16 protein-coding genes are annotated in these 20,861 nt (G+C 63.9%); 8 read left to right on the plus strand and 8 right to left on the minus strand.

The window, feature by feature from the left end:
* Window positions 1-19 precede the first annotated feature (19 nt).
* Window positions 20-793 carry an SDR family NAD(P)-dependent oxidoreductase gene (locus tag AC1DX6_RS05670; RefSeq protein WP_477311728.1) on the minus strand — a complete coding sequence of 258 codons (774 nt, stop codon included), beginning with the start codon at window positions 791-793 and terminating at the stop codon, window positions 20-22.
* A 357-nt stretch (window positions 794-1,150) separates the two neighbouring features.
* Here AC1DX6_RS05670 and AC1DX6_RS05675 point away from each other — a divergent pair, with 357 nt between their 5' ends.
* Window positions 1,151-2,467 carry an NAD(P)H-dependent oxidoreductase gene (locus AC1DX6_RS05675; RefSeq protein WP_477311729.1) on the plus strand — a complete coding sequence of 439 codons (1,317 nt, stop codon included), beginning with the start codon at window positions 1,151-1,153 and terminating at the stop codon, window positions 2,465-2,467.
* A gap of 4 nt (window positions 2,468-2,471) precedes the next feature.
* Here AC1DX6_RS05675 and proC read toward each other — a convergent pair whose 3' ends face one another.
* Genes proC through AC1DX6_RS05690 form a run of 3 tightly spaced genes read right to left on the minus strand, consistent with a single transcriptional unit; the run spans window position 2,472 to window position 5,639 of the window.
* On the minus strand, window positions 2,472-3,287 hold the full coding sequence (gene proC, locus AC1DX6_RS05680; RefSeq protein ID WP_477311730.1) for a pyrroline-5-carboxylate reductase: 816 nt from the start codon (window positions 3,285-3,287) through the stop codon (window positions 2,472-2,474).
* A gap of 59 nt (window positions 3,288-3,346) precedes the next feature.
* On the minus strand, window positions 3,347-4,672 hold the full coding sequence (locus AC1DX6_RS05685) for an O-antigen ligase family protein (RefSeq protein ID WP_477311731.1): 1,326 nt from the start codon (window positions 4,670-4,672) through the stop codon (window positions 3,347-3,349).
* Window positions 4,641-5,639: a glycosyltransferase family 2 protein gene (locus tag AC1DX6_RS05690; protein ID WP_477311732.1), complete on the minus strand. Its 999-nt coding sequence runs from the start codon at window positions 5,637-5,639 to the stop codon at window positions 4,641-4,643. The genes AC1DX6_RS05685 and AC1DX6_RS05690 overlap by 32 nt, the downstream gene beginning before the upstream one ends.
* Window positions 5,640-5,813: 174 nt before the next feature.
* Between AC1DX6_RS05690 and AC1DX6_RS05695 the strand changes: the two genes are divergently transcribed.
* Genes AC1DX6_RS05695 through AC1DX6_RS05705 form a run of 3 tightly spaced genes read left to right on the plus strand, consistent with a single transcriptional unit; the run spans window position 5,814 to window position 8,700 of the window.
* Complete coding sequence (locus tag AC1DX6_RS05695) at window positions 5,814-6,986, plus strand: glycosyltransferase (protein ID WP_477311733.1); 1,173 nt, start codon at window positions 5,814-5,816, stop codon at window positions 6,984-6,986.
* Entirely contained in the window at window positions 6,983-7,777 is a 795-nt protein-coding gene (locus tag AC1DX6_RS05700; protein WP_477311734.1) for a WecB/TagA/CpsF family glycosyltransferase, read from the plus strand. The genes AC1DX6_RS05695 and AC1DX6_RS05700 overlap by 4 nt, the downstream gene beginning before the upstream one ends.
* Window positions 7,774-8,700 (plus strand): DUF6492 family protein, encoded by a 927-nt coding sequence (locus AC1DX6_RS05705; protein ID WP_477311735.1) that lies wholly within the window; start codon window positions 7,774-7,776, stop codon window positions 8,698-8,700. The genes AC1DX6_RS05700 and AC1DX6_RS05705 overlap by 4 nt, the downstream gene beginning before the upstream one ends.
* A gap of 106 nt (window positions 8,701-8,806) precedes the next feature.
* Here AC1DX6_RS05705 and AC1DX6_RS05710 read toward each other — a convergent pair whose 3' ends face one another.
* On the minus strand, window positions 8,807-10,102 hold the full coding sequence (locus AC1DX6_RS05710; RefSeq protein ID WP_477311736.1) for a lipopolysaccharide biosynthesis protein: 1,296 nt from the start codon (window positions 10,100-10,102) through the stop codon (window positions 8,807-8,809).
* Window positions 10,103-10,302: 200 nt separating this feature from the next.
* On the opposite strand from AC1DX6_RS05710, the gene AC1DX6_RS05715 reads away from it, so the two are divergent.
* The 4 genes from AC1DX6_RS05715 to AC1DX6_RS05730 all read left to right on the plus strand — a co-directional run bounded on the left by AC1DX6_RS05715 (window position 10,303) and on the right by AC1DX6_RS05730 (window position 16,606).
* Window positions 10,303-12,711, plus strand: a complete 2,409-nt coding sequence (locus tag AC1DX6_RS05715) for a GumC family protein (protein WP_477311737.1) — start codon at window positions 10,303-10,305, stop codon at window positions 12,709-12,711.
* 187 nt (window positions 12,712-12,898) lie between these two features.
* On the plus strand, window positions 12,899-13,798 hold the full coding sequence (gene folD, locus AC1DX6_RS05720) for a bifunctional methylenetetrahydrofolate dehydrogenase/methenyltetrahydrofolate cyclohydrolase FolD (protein WP_477311738.1): 900 nt from the start codon (window positions 12,899-12,901) through the stop codon (window positions 13,796-13,798).
* A 17-nt stretch (window positions 13,799-13,815) separates the two neighbouring features.
* Window positions 13,816-14,817 carry a GlxA family transcriptional regulator gene (locus tag AC1DX6_RS05725; RefSeq protein WP_477311739.1) on the plus strand — a complete coding sequence of 334 codons (1,002 nt, stop codon included), beginning with the start codon at window positions 13,816-13,818 and terminating at the stop codon, window positions 14,815-14,817.
* 124 nt (window positions 14,818-14,941) lie between these two features.
* On the plus strand, window positions 14,942-16,606 hold the full coding sequence (locus tag AC1DX6_RS05730) for a vWA domain-containing protein (protein ID WP_477311740.1): 1,665 nt from the start codon (window positions 14,942-14,944) through the stop codon (window positions 16,604-16,606).
* 68 nt (window positions 16,607-16,674) lie between these two features.
* Here the strand turns inward: AC1DX6_RS05730 and edd are convergent, their stop codons facing one another.
* From edd to zwf, 3 genes are all read right to left on the minus strand, one after another.
* Complete coding sequence (gene edd / locus AC1DX6_RS05735; protein WP_477311741.1) at window positions 16,675-18,498, minus strand: phosphogluconate dehydratase; 1,824 nt, start codon at window positions 18,496-18,498, stop codon at window positions 16,675-16,677.
* A gap of 72 nt (window positions 18,499-18,570) precedes the next feature.
* Window positions 18,571-19,287 (minus strand): 6-phosphogluconolactonase, encoded by a 717-nt coding sequence (pgl, locus tag AC1DX6_RS05740; protein ID WP_477311742.1) that lies wholly within the window; start codon window positions 19,285-19,287, stop codon window positions 18,571-18,573.
* The gene (zwf, locus tag AC1DX6_RS05745; RefSeq protein WP_477311743.1) at window positions 19,269-20,738 is read right to left on the minus strand and encodes a glucose-6-phosphate dehydrogenase; all 1,470 of its coding nucleotides are present in this window, start codon (window positions 20,736-20,738) and stop codon (window positions 19,269-19,271) included. Before zwf ends, pgl begins: the two co-directional genes overlap by 19 nt.
* Window positions 20,739-20,861: the final 123 nt, after the last annotated feature.

Below are 20,861 nucleotides of genomic sequence, written 5' to 3' on the forward strand. Positions count from 1 at the left end.
CGTGACCGAAGTCGGTGGCCTACGCCACCGACCACCCGCCATCGACCAGTATATTCGCGCCCGTAATCATCGACGCCGCCGGCGAGGCCAGGAACACTACGGTTCCCGCGACATCGATCGGGTCGCCGATGCGGCCAAGCGGAATGTGGCCCAGCACATGCGCGTGAAAGTCTGGATCGGCGAGCGAGGGCCGGGTGCCGTCGGTCCAGATGAAGGTCGGCGCCACGCTGTTGACGGTGATGTTGTGCTGCGCCCATTCGGCCGCCAGGCAGCGCGTCAAATGGTTGATCGCCGCCTTGGACATGCAGTAGATCGCTTCGCCCTTCAGCGTCACCGTGCCGGCCTGCGAACTGATGTTGATGATGCGCCCGGATTTCTGCGCGATCATCAGTTTTGCCACCGCCTGGGTGGTGAAGAACGTGCCCTTGAGGTTGACGTTGACGGTGAGGTCGAAATCCGCCTCGGTGACGTTTTCCGCCAGGTTTTCCGGCCCGAGCCCGACATTGTTGACCAGAACGTCGATGCGGCCGAAGGCAGCGTGCGCCTCGGCGACGGCTTTTCGCACCGTCGCCAGATCGGTGAGGTCCATCTGCACGGCCAGCGCCCGCCGGCCGATGCGTTCGATCTCGGCGGTCAGTTCAACCCCGTCTGCCTTGCTGCGCACGCCGACGATCATGTCGGCGCCGGAGCCGGCGCAGGCGAGTGCGCAGGCGCGGCCGATGCCGCGCGTGGCGCCGGTGACCAGCACCACCTTGCCGGCCAGATCGAATTTCGGCGTGAAGTCCGTTGTCATTGAAACCTCCCTCAAAGCCCTCGCCGGGCCGCAACGGGCTCGACAAGGTCGAGCCGAACACTAACCGGTCCCGGTGTGAAAGCCAGCCGCGTGCCGGCTCCCTGATAGGAACACCGCTTGTGCGAAGACTTGCCACGCGCCGGCCATCATGATGCCAGGACGCGCTCGTCATCTTCCGGGATCGCAAGATGGGCGACCTCACCGCCGGCTCGGAAAAGAACCTTGCCGAGGCGCAGGCTTTGCTGGCCAAGTTGCAGTAAGCCGCGAGAAATTGCCGCCGTCGGCCGGTTTCGTTGGCAAACGGGGGCGGTTCCCTGCTATTCCCGCTTCAAACCAAAAAGCAGTGGACGTTTCTGCATGACCAATGTCGCCCTGACCGGGCTTGCCCGCGATCTCGCCAAGCGCGCCAGCGAGGGCCGCCCGGTGCGCATCGGCGTTATCGGCTCGGGCGAAATGGGCACCGATTTGGTGACGCAAGGTATGCTGATGCCGGGCATTGCGGTGTGCGCCGTCTCGACACGGCGTCCGCACACCGCACGTGACGCCATCCGCATCGCCTATGGCGACGAGGCGATGGCGGTGGAGGCCGACAGCGCCGCAAAAGTCACCGGCGCGATCGAGAGCGGCAAGATCGCCATCACGTCGAACGAGATGCTGGTCACCAACCCTCTGATCGACGTCGTCATCGACGCCACCGGCAAGCCGGGCGTCGCCGCCGATTTCGACTTGAAGGCGATGGAGCACGGCAAGCATCTGGTGATGATGAATGTCGAGGCCGACGTCACCATAGGCTGCTATCTGAAGCAGCAGGCCGACCGGCTTGGCGTCGTCTATTCGGTCGGCGCCGGCGACGAACCGTCGAGCTGCATGGAGCTGATCGAGTTCGCCTCGGCGCTCGGCTACACCATCGTCTCGGCCGGCAAGGGCAAGAACAACCCGCTCAACCATGATGCCGTTCCCGACGACTATCGCGAGGAAGCGCTCCGCCGCAACATGAACCCGCGCATGCTGGTCGAATTCGTCGACGGCTCCAAGACCATGGTCGAGATGTGCGCCATCGCCAACGCCACCGGGCTGGTGCCCGATGTTCCCGGCATGCACGGCCCCAAGGCCGACCGCGATGACCTGGCCAAGGTGCTTATTCCGCGCGCCGATGGCGGCATTCTGTCGAAGAAGGGCGTCGTCGACTACACGATCGGCAAGGGCGTGGCGCCCGGCGTCTTCGTCATCGTCGAGGCGACGCATCCGCGCATCATCGAGCGTATGGACGACCTGCATATCGGCCACGGCCCCTATTACAGCTTCTTCCGGCCCTACCATTTGACCTCGCTGGAAGTGCCGCTGACCGCCGCCCGCATCGTGCTCTACGGAAGGCCCGACATGGTGCCGCTGCCGCGGCCGGTCGCCGAAGTCTGCGCTGTGGCCAAGCGTGATCTGGCCGCCGGCGAAACCTTCGATGCCATCGGCGAGACCTGCTACCGCTCCTGGACCATGACGGTAGGCGAAGCCCGCGCCCAGCACGCCGTGCCGGTCGGCCTGCTCGAAGGCGGCAAGGTGCTGAAACCGGTCAGGAAGGGCGAATTGCTGACCACCGGCAACGCCGCGCCCGACCAGACGACGAGGCTTTTTGCTCTGCGGCGGCTGCAGGACGAGATGCTGTACGGAGCAGGCTGAGCGCCTACTTCCCCAGCTCTATCGACCTCAACCGCGCCGCTTCCACCGCCTCGGTCAGCAGATGCGTCAGCCGGTCCTCGCCCATCAGCACGGCAAGTGCGGCGGCCGTGGTGCCGTTGGGGCTGGTCACTTGCTGCCGCAACACGCCCGGCTCCTCGCCGCTTTCAGCGGCGAGCGATGCCGCGCCGTAGACGGTCTGCATGGCCAGCAGCTTGGCGGTTTTGCTTGGCAGACCGGCCTTTTCGGCGGCAACGGTCAGCGCTTCGATGAAGTGGAAGATATAGGCCGGCCCCGACCCGGACACTGCCGTCACCGCGTCCATCAGGCCTTCGTCGTCGATGGTTGCAACCTCGCCGCTCGCCGAAAGCAGATCGGCGATGAATCGCTTGCTGTCGTCGGACACCAGCCGGTTGGAAAACACCACCATCATGCCCTTGCCGATGGCCGCCGGCGTGTTGGGCATGCAGCGCGCGATCGGTGCGCGGTTGCCGAGGATGGCCTCGAAGGCGGCGACAGGCGTTCCCGCCGCGATGCTGACGAAGGTGGTGCGGCCATCGCCAAAGCGCTTGTAGGCTGAAGTCACGTCGCGGATCACTTGCGGCTTGACGGCGATGACAACGAGGGCCGGCACGGCCTCAGCCGGAATGCCGCCGGCATCCGCCGCCACGCCGCAGCCCAGCGCTTCGGCGCGCTGGCGCAAATCGGCGTTGGGCTCGACCACGAAAACCGTCGCCGGGGCGAGCTTGCCGGATTTCAGCCAGCCCGAAAGCATGGCGTAACCCATATTGCCGCAGCCGGCGAGAACAAGCCTGATCGTCATTGAGAGCCCTCCGAAGGATGCTCTCCTGTAGACGCTAGCGGCGCAACGGGAAAGCCCTGTCAGGAGCGATGGGGATCGCGCACCGGGATCGGCCGCAGCGACACTTGCCTGAGGCCAAGCACGCCCAATACGAAAAACATCCACACCGGATCGGCGCGGTGGAAGAAGAAGCTTTCGAGAAAAGCGTTCAACCCGGTGAACAGCACCACCATCATGAAGAAATCGCCGAGATAGATATTTTCCTTGCGCGCCGGTATGCGCATGTAGTCGCGCAATGGTGCGATGAGGAAGGTGTAGACCGCTACGCAGAGCGCCGGAATTCCCATCAGCACGGCAATGTCGAGATAGCCGTCATGGCCATGCACGATGGTTCTGATGTCCCACGCCCGGTCGAAGGGCTGGTCCTGATTGAGCAGCAGTGGCGTGCCCCAGAAGCTCTCATAGCCGTAACCGGTCCATGGTCGCTTCGCCAGCATGCTGCCGGAGAACTCCCACAATGTCGTGCGCCCGGTATAGGTCATGTCGGGGAAATAGATGGCCGCCAGGTGCTTTACGGGCGGCAGGAAGACGATGCCCAGCGTGCCGACCGCGGTCGCCATGATCGCCAGTGCAAACAGGATCGGGGTGCCGAGCCTCATGCCGATGAGGCTTGGCAGCACCACGATCAGGACGGAAAACGGCACCAGTCCGGCGGTTGTTTTCGAACCGGTGTGGAACATGAAGATCATGGCCGCGCAGAAGATGCCGGCGCCCCACAGCCGCTGCCCGCGCCGGTAGAGATAGAGGCCGGCGAAGCTGAAGCAGGCCATGATCGGGCCGGCGATGTTCTTGTGGGTGAAGACGCCGCGCCACAGGCCGGCATGTTCCGGCTCCTGCGAGTCGGCCGTGTGCAGGGCCTCATGCGGAAAGACGATCAGTCCGATGTAGGAAAGGCCCATGACGACAACGATGGTGAAGATGATAACCTTCGCGAACGCATCGGCGTCGCGCGGCAGTGCCAGGATCGTCGCCATCGTCAAAATGCCGATCAGTGTGAACGAGGCGGCGCGCGCCGCCGACGGCGGGTCGCTCGCCATCACCACCGACAGCATGAAGAAACCCAGCATCAAGAGCCAGGACGGGCTGAGCAGCGAGCGCACCACTTTGGGATTGGCGAAAGCCATCAGCGAGAAGATCGACATGGCGCCGAGCGAGCCGAAGCCGAGCTGGTTGACGATGTCGCCGCCCTCGCCGATCACTTCGGCGCCGGCCGGCTGGAAGGGCCGGAAGGATATCAGGATGACGGTGAACAGTAGCGCCGCGATCGCGGTCGCAACGCCGTCGCGCGTGAACGCCGCGCTGAGCGGCGCCTGCTCAGTTCTTCTCAGGCTGTCGATACTGCTCATTGGCATATCCGAATTCGGCAAGCACGCGGCCGAGCGCGACGTGGATGGGATACAAGGCGGTTGCCGATGATCCTGTTTGCGCCAGCCTGATTGCACCGCGAAACGGCGAGGCGGCAAGCAGCGCCAGGCTTTTCAGGAAGACCTTGGTGCCGGCAAAGGGTGTTCCGGCGCGCTTTTTCTTTTCGACCAGCGTCGAGATGACGCCGTTGCGCAGGCTGCGGGCGCGGATCCAGTCGGCCTCGACGCGCCGGGCCGGAACCGTTTCATGGACTTGTCCCTTGGCGCACCAGCCGAGCACAAAGCCTCGTTGCGCAGACCGGCTGAGAAAGTCGGAATCGCCGCCGCCCATGAAGTTGAATTTGAGATCGAGGAAGGGCGGCCCCATGGCGGTCAGCACGTTTCGTCCCACCAAAAGGTTTCCGGACGAATAGAGCGCCGGCACGCGCCCGGTCTCGCGGTAAGGCGGCGCAAAGACAGGGTGTTGCGCCCATTTCGCATGCGTCGGATCGGCAAAGACCGGCACTTGCGGGCCGCCGACAATGTCGGCGCCGAGCGTCTCGGCCGCCTTGCACATGCGCTCGAGCCAATCCGGGTCGGCGATCTCGTCATCGTCGATAACCAGCAGATGTCTAAAGTTGGGGAAATGCAGGATCGCCGTTTGCCAGCCGGCATTGTAGGCGCTGCAATTGCCGCGTTCATGGGCGACGATGACCATGCCGGCAAGGTCGCCGCGCTCGAACAGCGGCAGCGCCGCTTTGGCGCCGGCGCGCGCCTCGGCGTCGTTTTCCATGACGATGACGGCGAAGCGTCTGCCGGTCTTCTGCGCCTTGAGCGATGCCAGCGTTTCCAGCACTTGCTCGGGTCGCTTGAAGGTCGGCAGCGTGACGACCGCTTCGACGGTCTCGGCGGCAAGCCCCGCCGACCGTCCCACGATCGATACCGAACCGTCCGATGGCAAAGGGATCATCCGTGTCCAGCCGCAGGGTGAGTTTGGCTTCTCGATAGCATCGCGATGATAACGTTTCGTTAATCACCTTTCGCGGAGACACCTCTCAATGCACGGCTTCCAACCGCCGATTGCCGCCACTTAATCAAGGGTTCACCCCCCTTTGCTATCCGGTTGGCCACAGGAATAGGTGAGATGCATCTGCTGTTCGCCACATCGATCGTGCCCGACGGCGCTCTCGCTTCGGGCTACGAGATTGCCAACGCCGCCATCATCGACGCCTTGCGGCGCGCTGGCGCGCGCGTCACCGTGGCCGGCTTCATCTGGCCCGGCAAGGCGGCCAGCGACCCTGAAAACACAATCGTGCTTGGCGCCATCGATGTGCGTACCGAAAATGCCTCGCCGCTTCAGAAACTTGCCTGGGTCGCCAAGGCGATGCTGTCCGGCCTTACCTTCGCCTCGGTCAAACTGCGCGTGCTTTCAGACAGCGACGTCCGCACCGCCATCGAGCGCGCCGGTCCCTTCGACGGTTATGTCCTGAACTCGGTGCAGTTCGCCGGCGCCTTCGAAAATCTCTTCGACGACCGGCCATCGATCTTCGTCGCCCACAATGTCGAGCATCGCTCGGCGCAGGAGAACGCCGCCGCCGCTGGCGGCCTCTTCCAGCGTCTCCTCTTTCGCCGCGAGGCGAGGCTGCTCAAGACCATGGAAGAACGGCTCTGCCGCCGGGCTCGCTTCGTCTTCACGCTCGCCGAGGAAGACCGATCAGCACTCGGCGTTGCCTCGGACGACCGCTCTGCGGTGCTGCCGCTGGTGATCCGCACCTCAGCCCCGACGAAGCAGGACCCGCGCCGCATCGATTGCGACGCAGCCCTGATCGGCACCTGGACCTGGCAGCCGAACCGCATCGGCCTCGACTGGTTCCTGGAAGAAGTCGTGCCGCATCTCAGGCGAAATTTTCGCATCAGAATCGCTGGCAACATGCCGTCGGGCGTCACCTCGACGCATCCGGGGGTCGAATTCGTCGGCCGCGTGCCGGACGCGCAGGCCTTCGTGCGCGGCGGCGCCGTCATCCCGCTGATCAGCACCGCCGGCAGCGGTGTGCAGCTGAAAACCATCGAGACCTTCGAACTCGGCCTGCCCGCCGTTGCCACCAGCCGCTCGCTGCGCGGCATCGACCACCGCCCGGTCAATTGCGTCGTGACCGACGATGCGGCCGAATTCGCCGGCGCGCTCGAGGCGGCGGCAGCCGACGTCAGGGACGTCGATGGCAGCGCCTTCCACCGCCGGCAGGTCAAGGCGCTCGATGCCGCGATCAGGCTTGGCCTGGAAAGGCTCGGCCCGGTCAGGCAGGAGGTGGCTGCGTGAATATGCATTCCGCCCGTGCTGCATTCGGTCTCGACACGTTGAAGATGATCCTCGGCATTTCGGTGCTGGCCATCGGCTGGGACGAAGCGATCGCCCTCCTGGCACGGCTGGTTGCCGAGCGCCGCTTCACCAAGGTCAGCTTTCTCAACGCCCACAATGCCAACATCGCCTATTCGGACCCGGTCTTCGCCAAGGCGCTCGACGATTTTCTCGTCCTGCCGGATGGCGTCGGTGTCGATGTCGCGGCAAAACTGCTCTATGGCGCGCCGTTCCCCGACAATCTCAACGGCACCGATTTCGTCCCTGCCTTCCTGCAGGCCTCAACCCGGCCGTTGACCGTGGGGCTGCTCGGAGCGACGCGCGTCAACGCCGAAGCCGCATCGGTCAAACTGGCGGCGTTGGCCGTCCAGCACAATTTCGTGGTCATCCATGACGGCTATTTCTCGGCCGCCGAGGAACAGGGCATCGTCGACCGGATCGAAAAGCTGCGACCCGACGTGCTGCTTGTCGCCATGGGCGTACCGCGCCAGGAACTTTGGATTGCGCGCCATATCGATGCGCGCCACTGCACGCTGCCGATCGCGGTTGGCGCACTGCTTGATTTCCTCAGCGGTACGGTGCCGCGGGCGCCTTTGTGGATGCGCCAGTTGCGCCTCGAATGGCTGTTTCGCTTGTGGGTCGAACCCGGCCGCCTCTGGCGCCGCTACGTCGTCGGCAACCCGCTGTTCCTGCTGCGCGTCATCAAGCAGAAACTGTCGCACAAGCCTGAAGCTGCCGGAGAGATCCGGTGAACAACCGGTTCGTACCGAGCCCCGCTACTGAGCCCAGCGCCCTTCGGCAGACACCGACGGCAGCGATTGTGACCGCAAGCTATGCACCGGATTTCGAACGCTGCCGCCTGTTGTGCGAAACCCTCGACCGCCACGTCTCCGGCGTGGCGCATCACTATATTCTCGTCGAGCATCGCGATGTCGGGCTGTTTCGCCAGCTGGAAAACAGCCGCCGCAGCGTCGTCGACGAGCGTGATCTGCTGCCGCGCTGGCTGCATGTGTTTGACGACCCGCTTAGTCTGTTTCGCCGCCGCATCTGGCTCAGCCTGAAGACCATGCCGTTGCGCGGCTGGCACGTGCAGCAGCTGCGCCGCATCGCCATATCAGCGCAGGCGCAAGAGGACGTGCTGATCTTTTGCGATTCCGATGTCGCCTTCCTCAAGCCGTTCGACACAAACGCTTTTTGGCGCGACGGCAAGGTGCGGTTGTTCCGGCGTGACGGCGTGCTCGCCAATGACGGTCATGACGAGCATCGCATCTGGTCGCGCAATGCGGGCTCGGCGCTCGGCATTGACGCATCGAGGGTCTCGACCCACGACTATGTTTCGACACTGATTGCCTGGCGCCGCCAAACCGTGACGGCGATGTGCGCCGAGATCGAGAAGGTGCATGGCCGAAACTGGGTTCAGGTCATCGGCTCGGCGCGCAAATTCTCCGAATGCATGATCTACGGCCGCTATGTCGACGATCTGCTGGAGGGTGCCGGCCATTTCCACGGTTCGGAAGAGTTCTGCCGCGTCCACTGGACCGGCGAAGCGCTGTCGGATGACGAGTTTCGCAGTTTCGTCGCCGCCATGGCGCCCGAGCAGGTGGCGATCGGCATGCAGTCTTTCATCGGCACGGATATCGGCCGCATTCGCCGCCTGATTGGCCTGGACGCTTAGAGCAATTCCAGGAAAAGTGCGAAGCGGTTTTCCGTCCGGAATTGCGTTGAATCAAAGAGATAGAGCGGTTTGCCATTTCCGTGAAATGGTGAAACGCTCTAGAGGCCTAGACCGGCTTTGCCGGTTGGCGCATCGCCGAATAGGTGAGCAGCGCCGAGGCGAGATAGAGCAGCAGGAAGACGACGTTGAGCGACAGCACCAGATTGGGTGTGTCGGTGATGGTGGTCAGCACATAGGTCAGCAGCACCGCCTTCAGCCCGGCCAGCAGGCCGAGATTGAGCGCCCGCACCAGCGTCTGGCCGCGCGCGAACAGAAGTTCGGCCTGGTATTCGACCAGATTGCGCAGTCCCGGCACGCAGATCGCCAGCGCCACCAGTGGGGCGGCCTCGGCGACATTCTTGCCCAGCGCGTTGGGGAAGAAATGCAGCACGACGCCAAGCGTCGCCAGTGCCAGTGTCGAGACCAGGAAGACGCCGCCCTCGATGCCGCTCTTGACCACCAGGCGCGACAGCAGTTCCGGCGCCCGCATCATGCGCTGCACCAGCATCATCGAGAAGGTGCGGATCGGGATCGCCGTCAGGTCGACCAGCCGCATGATGATGGCATAGATACCGGCCAGATGCGGCCCGCCGATCGCCAGCACCAAGAGCTTGTCGAATTCCGACTGCAGGTAAAACAGCACTTCGGCGCCGGCGACATAGATCGAATCGGCGAGGCGCCTGAGATAGAGCTCGGTGCGCAGCCTGAGCCGCTGGCGTGGATAGTAGAAGCCGAAGGCGAGCAGCAGCGAGGCGGCGTTGGCGCCAATATAGAACCACGACCAGACCCAGACGCTGTGCTGTCCCGAAAGCATGAACAGCACCGCGCCGAGTGCGCGGAAGGCCGTGGTCACGATTGCCAGCACGGCGGCGCGGCCGAATTTGCCGAGCCCATTGTTGACGATCAGCACCACCTCGACCGGCCGCCACAAGAGTGCTTCGGCAAACACGATTGCGGCGAAGACCGTCAGCGGCACATTGCTGGCAAAGAAGATCAGGTAGACGCCGTAGGAGGCCGCGGCCAGCAGCGGCAAGGATACGGCGCCAAGCAGCAGGAAGCCGGCGGTAAAGGTGCCGATCAGATTGGGGCGGATGGTAGCCGTGCGGTAAAGCGCCGAGATGAAGCCGAAAGCGAGGATGCGCGACAGCATGACGCCGGCCGCCGACGCGGTGGCGAACATACCGAACTCGGCGATGGACAGCGTGTTGGCCAGGGCGATGAAATAGGCGAGCGAAAACACCAGTCGCCCGCCGGCGCCGCTGATGGCTGAAAGATAGTCGCGAACCAGCCCCCGTCGTTCGGCCAGAAAGGCGCTGATCCGGGCGAGGGGCCGCCTTTGCGGTATGTGATTGGCCTGCGTCATGTCTCGCGCAAAGGCATAGCTCGGAAAGCTTAACGTGCGGTTCTGAGCCTCTAGATTAGCCTCCGCAAACATACAACCAAAGAGAGAAACTGCGTCCTCAAATCGCCGAAATTAACCTTTTGTTTCCTATGCCTGTTTAGCGTGGCTTAACGATTGGCTGACTGCCGCTTCCAAGCCGCCAGAGAGTAAGCTCCAAGACAATGGTCGACAGGCAAAACCGTGAAGACTGGAAGCGTGAGCGCTCCTTGCTCGCACTTGGCCAGGCTGTGCGCGGCGAGGAAGAGGCCGACGCTTCGCTGGTTTCGCTCGGCGACCGCGCTGACTCGTCATGGCGCGAGGATGCCGCCACGCGCCATCGCGTCGCCCGCTCGCAACGCGAGGCGCGCGCGACTCCATCGCCTGCTGTGGCTGCTGCGACATCCCAATTTCAGGCTGGTTCGGAGGCTGAGGCACGGCTGCAAGCGGACAAGGCCTACCCGCAAGCCAGGCTGCGCGACGAGCCTGCCGGCGTCTCCGAGGCCTACCGTCCTCGTGCCGCCTCATATGAGCCCCGATACGCCGGTGGCGAGCCCCGGTCTCCCCGCGACGATGCCGACAGCCAGGAATGGAAGCCGCTGATCGATCCGGTGCAGGTCGTCCGCGGCATCACCCGGTCCAAGCTGCTGATCCTCACGACGACGATATTGGGAACGGTGCTCGGCGTCGCCTTCGCCCTGTCGACGCCGAAGAAATACGAGGCCACCACCCTGATGGTCATCAACCCGGGCGACCTGAAGCTTTCCAACACCGATCTCACCCAACCGGTCGGGCAGCCCGACGCGGCGCTGGCCGTCGTTGAAACCCGGATCAAGATGGTGACGTCCGGCAATGTCCTCGACAAGGTCGTCGCGGATCTCCATCTCGTCGACAATCCGGAATTCAACGGGCAAGGTTCCGGCGGTCTCGGCGTCATGTCGCTCATCCGCTCGATCCTGTCGCGCCAAGATGGACCTGGCGGCGCTGTAGACGATCACCGCCAGGCGCTGGCCGTTCGCAATCTGGCCGAGAGCTTGTCGGTGGAGCGCAGTGGCAAGACCTTTGTCGTTTCCATCAGCGCCACCACCCAGAATCCTAAGACGTCGGCGGACATCGCCAACAAGACCAGGGATTTCTTCCAGGAGGAGACCGCCAGTTACCAGTTCGACACGGCCGGACGCGCGACAAACCAACTGACGGCTAAGCTTGACAATTTGCGGCAGGACGTCGAGAGGGCCGAGCGCAAGGTCGAGGATTTCAGGGCCACTCATGACCTTGTCGACGCCCAGGGTCATCTGATCAGCGACGACCAGATGCTGAAGCTCAACGAGCAGCTCTCCATCGCCCGTGCCCGCACGCTGGAACTCAATGCCCGGGCGGCGTCGGCGCGTTCGCTGGACGTCAATTCGGTTATCAACGGCACCTTGCCCGAGGAAATCAACTCCAACACGATGAGCGAATTGCGCTCACAATATGCGACATTGAAGCAGGACGCTGATCGCGCCTCCGTGCGGCTTGGACCGCGTCATCCTGAATTCCAGGCGCTCAATGCCCAGCTCGAAGGTGCTCGCGAGCGTATCGCCGGGGAACTGCGCCGCATCGCATCGTCGCTGCAGGTCGATCTCAAGCGCGCGATCCAGCTCGAGCAGGATCTGGCTTCGCGCCTGGCGCAGGCAAAGATTCAGAGCGGCAACGTCAACAGCGACCTCGTCAGCTTGCGAGAATATGAGCGTGATGCCACCGCCAAGCGTTCCGTCTACGAACAATATCTTCTGCGCGCCAAGGAGACTGGCGAGCAGGAAAAAATCGACAGCACCAACATCAATGTGATGACCGTGGCTCGCCCGCCGCTCGAATCCACCGGGCCATCGCGCGCCGTGATTTCACTGGCGGGTCTGTTCCTCGGCCTTGCCGCGGGTATCGGCCTCGGCGCCATGCGCGGCGCCTATGAGAGCCTGCGCGAGACCGCCAATTCCCGGTCGCGCCGCAGGCCGGACGAACGGCGGATAGCTGTCGAAGACAAGGCATATCAGGCACCGCCGCCTGCGCTTCCGGTCGAGAGCGCTCGCGCTGAACGGTCTGGTCTGTTCAGTGGACTGTTCTCGGCCGTGGGCAAGATCATGCCTGGCAAGGCGTCGGCGCAAAAGTCTTCTGATATCCGCCCCGCTGAACCCGTCTCTCCCGCGATGGTCGAAAGCTATCCGAGGCAAGGGGCAGCCGGCTATCCGCCGCCTGACTTCCGGCAAGACGCCTACGCTGCCCACCCGCAACAGCCATTGCGCGCTCACATGATGCCGCAACCGCCGATGTACCCGGCCCCGCATGGCCAGACCTATCCCTACGGGACGCAGCCTGGCTACCCGCCGGTGCAAGCCGGGCAGATGCAGCCGCCAGCCGGCCCCCCCTATCCGCAGCCGATGGAGCCCTATGCGGGACAGACACAATATCGGCAGCCCCCGATGGCCGCAGCACCGCCTGTCGCCGATCCCGCCGAACAGCAAACCCAGGTCGAGGAAATCCGCAGCAGCCTGCGCGAATTCCGCGAAGCGGTCCGCGAACTCACCGAAAACCGCTCGCGCCGTCGCTATTTCTAAAACGCCAGCAGCGAATAAAACATGCCGGTTTCGAGTTTACGGCATCTGACGGCGCTCTGACGGGATTGCCCGGTCGAATTTTCGTGAAAATGCCGCACAAATTGCATGTCGCCCAAACGACATGCACGAACAAGTGCCAAAGCGCGCAGTGCCGCCCTTTGGGTGGAACGGTGTCGAAGGATAGTTCATGGCCGAGTTGATTGACGGAAAAAGCGTCGCCGAAGACGTGGTGCGCACGGTCAAGGCATTGACCGCCGAATTGACGGCCACGGGCGCCAGGCAGCCCGGTCTTGCCGTGGTCATCGTTGGCGAAGATCCCGCGAGCCAGGTCTACGTCGCCTCCAAATCCCGCACCGCCAAGGAATGCGGGTTCCATTCGGTCCAGCACACCTTGTCGGCGCAGACCTCCGAACAGGAACTGCTCAGCATCATCGGCGCCCTCAACGCCGATCCGGCCATCAACGGCATCCTGGTGCAGCTTCCGCTGCCCGGCCACATCGATGCCGGCAAGGTTATCCAGACCATCGCGCCGGAAAAGGATGTCGATGGCTTCCATTTCATCAATGTCGGCAAGCTCGGCACCGGCGAACTCGAGACCGCCTTCGTCCCCTGCACGCCTGCCGGTTCGATGCTTTTGATCGAACGCGTGCGCGGCAAGGACCTATCCGGTCTCAATGCGGTCGTCGTTGGCCGCTCCAACATTGTCGGCAAGCCGATGGCCAACCTTCTGCTTGCCGCCAACTGCACCGTCACCATCGCCCACAGCCGCACGAAAGACCTGCCGGCGCTCGCCCGCACCGCCGACATCCTGGTCGCCGCTGTCGGCCGGCCCGAAATGGTCAAGGGCGATTGGGTCAAGCCCGGCGCCACCGTCATCGATGTCGGCATCAACCGCATTGCCGCGCCCGAGAAGGGCGAAGGCAAGACCCGCCTGGTCGGCGACGTCGCCTATGCCGAGGCGGCGAAGGCGGCCGGCGCCATCACTCCGGTGCCGGGCGGCGTCGGACCGATGACCATTGCCATGCTGATGGCCAACACAGTAGCCTCCGCCTATCTTGCGGCCGGATTGAAACGGCCGTCCTTCTGACCAGAAAGCCGCCAGCCTTGCCGAACCTCACTATTCCCCCGGAACGGCCGGTCATAACTGATCCCGTTCAAGGCGGTGGCCGGCAGTTCGCGTTCCTGCTGGTCGACAAGTTTTCGATGTTTTCGCTGGCGGCGGCAATCGATACGTTCCGCTCGGCGAATCGGCTGCTCGGCCGCGATTTCTATGGCTGGACGACGGTATCGGCCGACGGCGATTCCGTCATGGCCTCCAACGGCCTGCCGCTCAAGATCGACTACGCCGTCGCCGATCTGCCGCCGGTCGACATCCTGTTCGTCTCGGTCGGCTTGACCACCGAATTCCCCGGCAAGAGCAAGGTGCTGGCGGCGCTGCGCAGCTGGGGCCGGCGCGGCAACGCGCTCGGCGCATTGTCAGTCGGTTCCTATCTGCTCGCCGAAGCAGGCCAGCTCGACGGCTATCGCTGCACCATCCATTGGGAAAACCGCGCCGGCTTCGTCGAGCGCTTTCCCGACATCAACTGCACCGGCAACGTCTTTGAGATCGACCGCAAGCGCTACACCTGCGCCGGCGGCACCACCTCGATCGACCTGATGCTGGAGATCGTGCGCGGCGATTTCGGCTCCAATCTCGCCAATGGCGTCGCCAACCAGTTCCAGCACGAACGTATCCGTTCCGCCGGCGACCGCCAGCGTGTCGGACCGGAACGCGACTTGACCGGCAAGTCGGAGAAGCTCAGGCGCATCGTCGAACTGATGGCCGACCATCTCGACGAGCCGCTGTCGGCGGTACAGCTCGCCAAATCGGCGGGCCTGTCGGTGCGCCAGGTCGAGCGCCTGTTCCTGCGTCACCTCACTGTCACCCCCGGCCGCTACTACATGCGGCTGCGACTGGAGCGGGCGCGTGAATTGCTGCGCCAGACCAACATGCCGATCCTCGATGTGGCGATCGCCACCGGCTTCACCTCGCACTCCTATTTTGCCCAAAGCTACCGGCTGCAGTTCGGCCGGCCGCCTTCGGAAGAGCGGCGCACGACCTACTGAGCGGGTTTCGCCTCCTCTCAAAAGTTCGGCATTCGGCCCCCTCGCAGCCGCGTTCGGGCTTGTGTCCTGACGCGGCGTCAAATAGCTTTCCGGCCCGGATCAGGGCGGACTTGAGGAGACTTTCATGGCGGGATTTGCACGGAGCGTCGCTGCGGCGATTCTCCTTTTGTCGATGACGACGTTCGGCTTTGCGGCAAACAAGGTCATCATCATTCTCGACGCCTCGGGTTCCATGTGGGCGCAGATCGACGGCAAGCCCAAGCTCGAAATCGCCCGCGAATCGCTCAGGACGGTGCTGCAGTCGGTCCCCGCCGACGACGAGATAGGCTTCATGGCCTATGGCCATCGCGAGAAGGGCAGTTGCGACGACATCGAGCTGATCGTGCCGCCGCAGGCGGGTTCGGCTAGTGCGATCTCGGCAGCCGCCGACAGTTTGAAATTTCTCGGCAAGACGCCGCTGACATCGGCCGTCAAGCAGGCGGCCGAGGCATTGAAATACACCGAGGACAAGGCGACCGTCGTTCTCATCACCGACGGACTTGAAACCTGCGGCGGCGACCCTTGCGCGCTTGGCAAGGAGCTGGAAGCGTCCGGCATCGACTTTACCGCCGATGTCGTCGGCTTTGGCCTGACCGCCGACGAAGGCAAGCAGATCGCCTGTCTCGCCGAAAACACCGGCGGCAAATACATCCAGGCTTCGGATGAGAAAGCGTTGCAGGAAGCGCTGGTCGAAACCGTCGCTGCACCGGCGCCGGCGCCCGAACCAGCGCCTGCTCCCGCGCCAGCCCCGGCGTCCGAGCCGGAAAAGCCGGAATTCAATCTGCTGCCGACCTTGGTGCTTGCCGAAGGCGGCGATCCCGTCACCGACGGCAATGCCTGGGAAATCTACAAGGCAAAGTCCGACGGCACGCGCGGCGACAACGTCACCACCGAATACGGCGCCTACAAGGGCAATCTGGAGCCGGGCGACTACATCATCGTCGCGCGCGACGGCGAGGCCAAGACTGAACAGGAGCTCAAGATCGAGGCCGGCCAGGTCTACAAGCCGCTGTTCACCTTGAATGCCGGCACGCTCATCATTCATCCGCGGCCAAGCGCGGGGGCGGATGTCGTCGATGGCGCGGCGGTCGTGATCGACTATCCGGGCGCCGACAATCCGGCGACCTACTATGGCACCACCAAGACGGTGTTGCCGGCTGGCGACGAGAAGGTGACGGTCACGATCGGCCAGGGCGTGGCCACGGAGACGATCCCGCTCGCTGCCGGCAAGACGGTCGAAAAGGACATCATCGTTGGCGTCGGCCATGTCGTTGCCAACGCCTACTATACCGCCGGCGGCGACAAGGCCGACGGTTCGGGCATCGGCTTCAAGGTGTTCAGGGCGAAAAAGAAGATCGACGGGACCAGGGAAGAGGTGACCTACGCCTATGGTCCCGACAGCAAGTTCGATCTGCCGCCGGACGATTATGTATTGATCGCAACCGTCGATCTCGCCGTCGTCGAACAGCCATTCACCGTCAAGACCGGCGAATTCCAGGATGTGAAAGTCGCCATGAACGCTGGTGTTCTGGCAATCACCGCGCCCGGCGCCTCGAAGATCGAGATTTTCGAAGCGAAGAAGGACATCAACGGCAATCGCAAGTCGCTTGGCTACGCCTACGACCAGAAGTATCAGGCGGCGATAGTGGCCGGTGACTATGTGGTCGTCTCGGAGAAGTCGGACAACAGCTCGAAGGAAGGCACCGTAACGGTCAAGGCCGGCGAGCGGGCCGAGCTAACGGTGCAATAGCACCGTATGGACCAACGCAAAAAGGGCGGCCACGAGCCGCCCTTTTTCATGGGTGAGATGGCGGTTCGTCAGGCCGTTCCGAAGGCGCTGGCGCCATGGTCGGCGCGGCCCACCAATTGCCTGAAGCCAGCAAACAGTTCGCGGCCGAAACCGAACTCATTGCCGATCAGGTCGGCGTCCGCCGTCCGGCGCAGGGCGAAATCTCCAGCCGGCACCAGCACTTCCAGCGTGCCGGCTTCGGCGTCGAGCCTGATGATGTCGCCCTCGTGGATCCTGGCGATCGGCCCGTCCTCGACCGCTTCCGGCGTCACATGGATCGCCGCCGGCACCTTGCCGGAAGCGCCCGACATGCGCCCATCGGTCACCAGCGCGACATGCTGGCCGCGATCCTGCAGGATGCCGAGCACGGTGGTCAGCTTGTGCAGTTCCGGCATGCCGTTGGCCTTCGGTCCCTGGAAGCGGATGACGGCGATAAAGTCGCCGGTCAGCGTGCCGGCCTTGAACGCTTCGTTCAGTCCCTGCTGGCTATCGAAAACCTTGGCCGGCGCTTCGACGATGCGCCGCTCCGGCTTCACCGCCGAAGTCTTGATGACGGCGTGGCCGAGATTGCCCGACAGCACTTTCAGCCCGCCTGTCGGCTGGAACGCCTTGCTGAACGGCGCCAGCACCTTCTCGTCGCCACTCACGCGGGGCGAAGCTTCGCGTACCACTGTGCCATCGGCGCCGAGCTTGGCCTCGACCGCGTATGGCCGCAAGCCTTCGCTCCACACCGTCTGCACGTCCTCATGGAGGATGCCTTCGTCGAGCAGCTCGCGGATCAGGAAGCCGAGCCCGCCGGCGGCGTTGAAATGGTTCACGTCGGCAAGGCCATTCGGATAGACCCGCGCCAGCAGCGGCACAGCTTCCGACAGGTCCGAAATATCCTGCCAGGTGATGGCAATGCCGGCCGCGGCCGCCATGGCGATCAGGTGGATGGTGTGGTTGGTCGAGCCGCCCGTGGCGTGCAGGCCGACGACGCCGTTGACGATCGAACGCTCGTCGATCATGCGGCCGGCCGGCGTGTAGGCGTTACCGAGCGCGGTGATCGCCAGCGCCCGCTTCGTCGCCTCCCGGGTCAGCGCTTCGCGCAGCGGCGTGCCGGGGTTGACGAAGGAGCCACCCGGCGTGTGCAGGCCCATGATCTCCATCAGCATCTGGTTAGAGTTCGCTGTGCCGTAGAAGGTGCAGGTGCCAGGCCCGTGATAGGACTTGGACTCGGCCTCGAGCAACTCGACCCGTCCCGCCTTGCCCTCGGCATAGAGCTGGCGGACCTTGGCCTTCTCGTCATTGGGCAAGCCTGTCGTCATCGGCCCGGCTGGGATGAACACCGCCGGCAGGTGGCCGAAGGTAAGTGCTGCGATCACCAGCCCCGGCACGATCTTGTCGCAGACGCCGAGATAGACGGCGGCGTCGAACATGTTGTGCGACAGGCCGATGGCGGCCGCCATGGCGATCACGTCGCGCGAAAACAGCGACAGCTCCATGCCGGGCTGGCCTTGCGTGACGCCGTCGCACATTGCCGGCACGCCGCCGGCCACCTGGGCAATGCCGCCGGCCTCGCGCGCCGCGTCCTTGATCAGCGCCGGATATGTCTCGAACGGCTGATGCGCCGACAGCATGTCGTTGTAGGAGGTGATGATGCCGAGGTTGGGCACCCGATCGCCGCCGAGTGCAACCTTCTCCGACGGGCTGCAGACCGCAAAACCGTGGGCGAGGTTGCCGCAGGACAGCACGGCCCGGTTGGCGGTGCGGTTCGACGCCTCGGCGATGCGGCTCAGATAGCGCTCGCGGCCCGGTTTGGAGCGCTGGCGGATGCGCTCGGTGATGGCTTCGATGTCGCGTCTGGCGGTCATGTTACAGGTCCTTTCAGGCGAGGTCCCGGAAACACCCTCCGGCTGTTCGCCGGGACCCTCAGCAAGTTGAAATCAGGGTGCCCAGAAGACCTCTACGGGCCTTTCAGCTGCGTCGAGCACGGCGCGAATGGGTTTTTGCGTTCCCGGTCCCATCGCGCTCTCGAATGCGGTACGCTTGTCCTCGCTTTCGATGTGCAGTGCGATGAAGCCGGCACTGACGATCCGCGCCAGCGACAATGTCAGCCGCGGTTCGCCGGCACTCCTTGCGTGAACCGGCAGCACGATCCTTTCCGAAGACGGGTCGAGCAGCTTTTCCAGCTCGTCGGCGTCGGGAAAGAACGAAGCGGTGTGGCCATCGGCTCCCATGCCGAGCACGACGGCATCGAGCGGCCAGGGCAGCGCGCGCAACACCCTTGTGTCGGACGCCGCCGCATCCTCGATGCTTGCGGCCTCGTGATAGAGCGGCACGAAACGTGCGGCGGCAGCCGCGTTCTGCAACAGATTGGCGGCAACCAGTCCGGCGTTCGAGCGCGGCGAGGAGGCCGGCACGAAACGCTCGTCGACCAGCGTCACCGTGACCTTGCTCCAGGCGATCGGGATGTTCGAAAGTGCTGCGAAAAACTTCGCCGGTGTCGTGCCGCCGGAAACGGCAAGCAGCGCCGTGCCGCGCTCTTCGATAGCCTCGCTCAGGCGGCCTGCAACGCGGCCGGCAAGGGCTGCCGCCAGGTCCGGGCGTGCCGAAAAGGCGTGCCAGTTGTAGGGCGCGCCGTTTAGTTGCTCTCGTGCCATGTCCGCCCGTCGCGTTCGATTAGCGCAATGGAAGCCGAAGGGCCCCATGTGCCGGCGGTATAGCCTTGCGCCTCCTGCCTGGCGCTCTCCCAGGCGTTCTGGATCGGATCGATCCATTTCCATGCCGCCTCGACCTCGTCGCGGCGCATGAACAGCGTCTGGTTGCCACGGATGACATCCATGATCAGCCGCTCATAGGCATCGGGCGCGCGGCCGTCGAAGGATTGCGCGAAGCTCATGTCGAGCGGAATCTGGCGCAGCCGCATGCCGCCCGGTCCCGGATCCTTGATCATGATGAACTGCTTGACGCCCTCGTCAGGTTGCAGCCGGATGACCAGCTGGTTGGCGAAGATCGGCCCGGCGCTGTCGCCGAAGATCGAATGCGGGATCGGCCTGAACTCGATGACGATTTCCGACACGCGGGTCGCCAGTCGCTTGCCGGTCCTTAGGTAGAACGGCACGCCCGACCAGCGCCAGTTGCCGATCTCGGCCTTGATGGCGACGAAAGTCTCGGTGCTGCTCTCCTTGCCGAGTTCCTCGACATAGCCTTTCACTGGTCCGCCGGCCGAGGCTCCGGCGCGGTATTGGCCACGCACCGTTTGCTTCGGCGCCTCGTTGCCGTTGATACGCTTCAGCGCCCTCAGCACCTTCAGCTTTTCGTCGCGAACGGCATCGGCGTCCATCGACGACGGCGCCTCCATGGCGACCAGGCACAGGAGCTGCAGCATGTGGTTCTGCACCATGTCGCGCAGTGCGCCAGCCTTGTCGTAGTAGGTGACGCGATCTTCGAGGCCGACAGTCTCGGCCACGGTGATCTGCACATGGTCGACATTGGCGGAGTTCCACAGCGGCTCGTAGAGCGCGTTGGCAAAGCGCAGCGCCATCAGGTTCTGCACTGTCTCCTTGCCGAGATAGTGGTCGATGCGGAAGATCTGGCTTTCATGGAAATCATCGCCGACCAGATCGTTGAGCGCGCGTGCCGAGGCAAGGTCGCGCCCGATCGGCTTCTCCAGCACGATGCGCGAGTTCGGCGTGATCAGCTTGTGCTCTTTGAGCTTGTGCGAGATGTCGCCGAACAGCGCCGGCGCCACCGCCAGGTAGAAGGCGCGGATGCGGTCGCTGTCGCCGATCGCCTTTTTCAGTTTGTCGAAACCGGCCCCTGTGGTGGCGTCGGCCGAGACATAGGAAAGCCGGGCCAGGAACGTCTTCAATTCCTTTGGGTCGATATCGGCCGGTTTGACATGGTCGGAAATCGCCTGTTTGGCGAAAGCCTGGAATTCCTCGTCGGTCATTTTCGAGCGCGACGTGCCGATGATCCGCGTCGGCTCGGAAAACTGGTGGTCGCGCTGGCGATGGTAGAGCGATGGCAGGAGCTTGCGTTCCGACAGATCGCCGGTGCCGCCGAAAATGATGAAGTCGAAAGGATCGACGGGGATGATCTGGCTGGTCATGGTCTGTCCGCTTTGACGCCGGTCACGAGTACGCGGCTGATATAATCTAATCGATTTAAATTTTCCAGTGCCACGGTGTCACATCTAAGTGTCGGAACCTGACCCTTGACACTGGCACAACCC

This window comes from Mesorhizobium sp. P2_C4 (genome assembly GCF_056404575.1).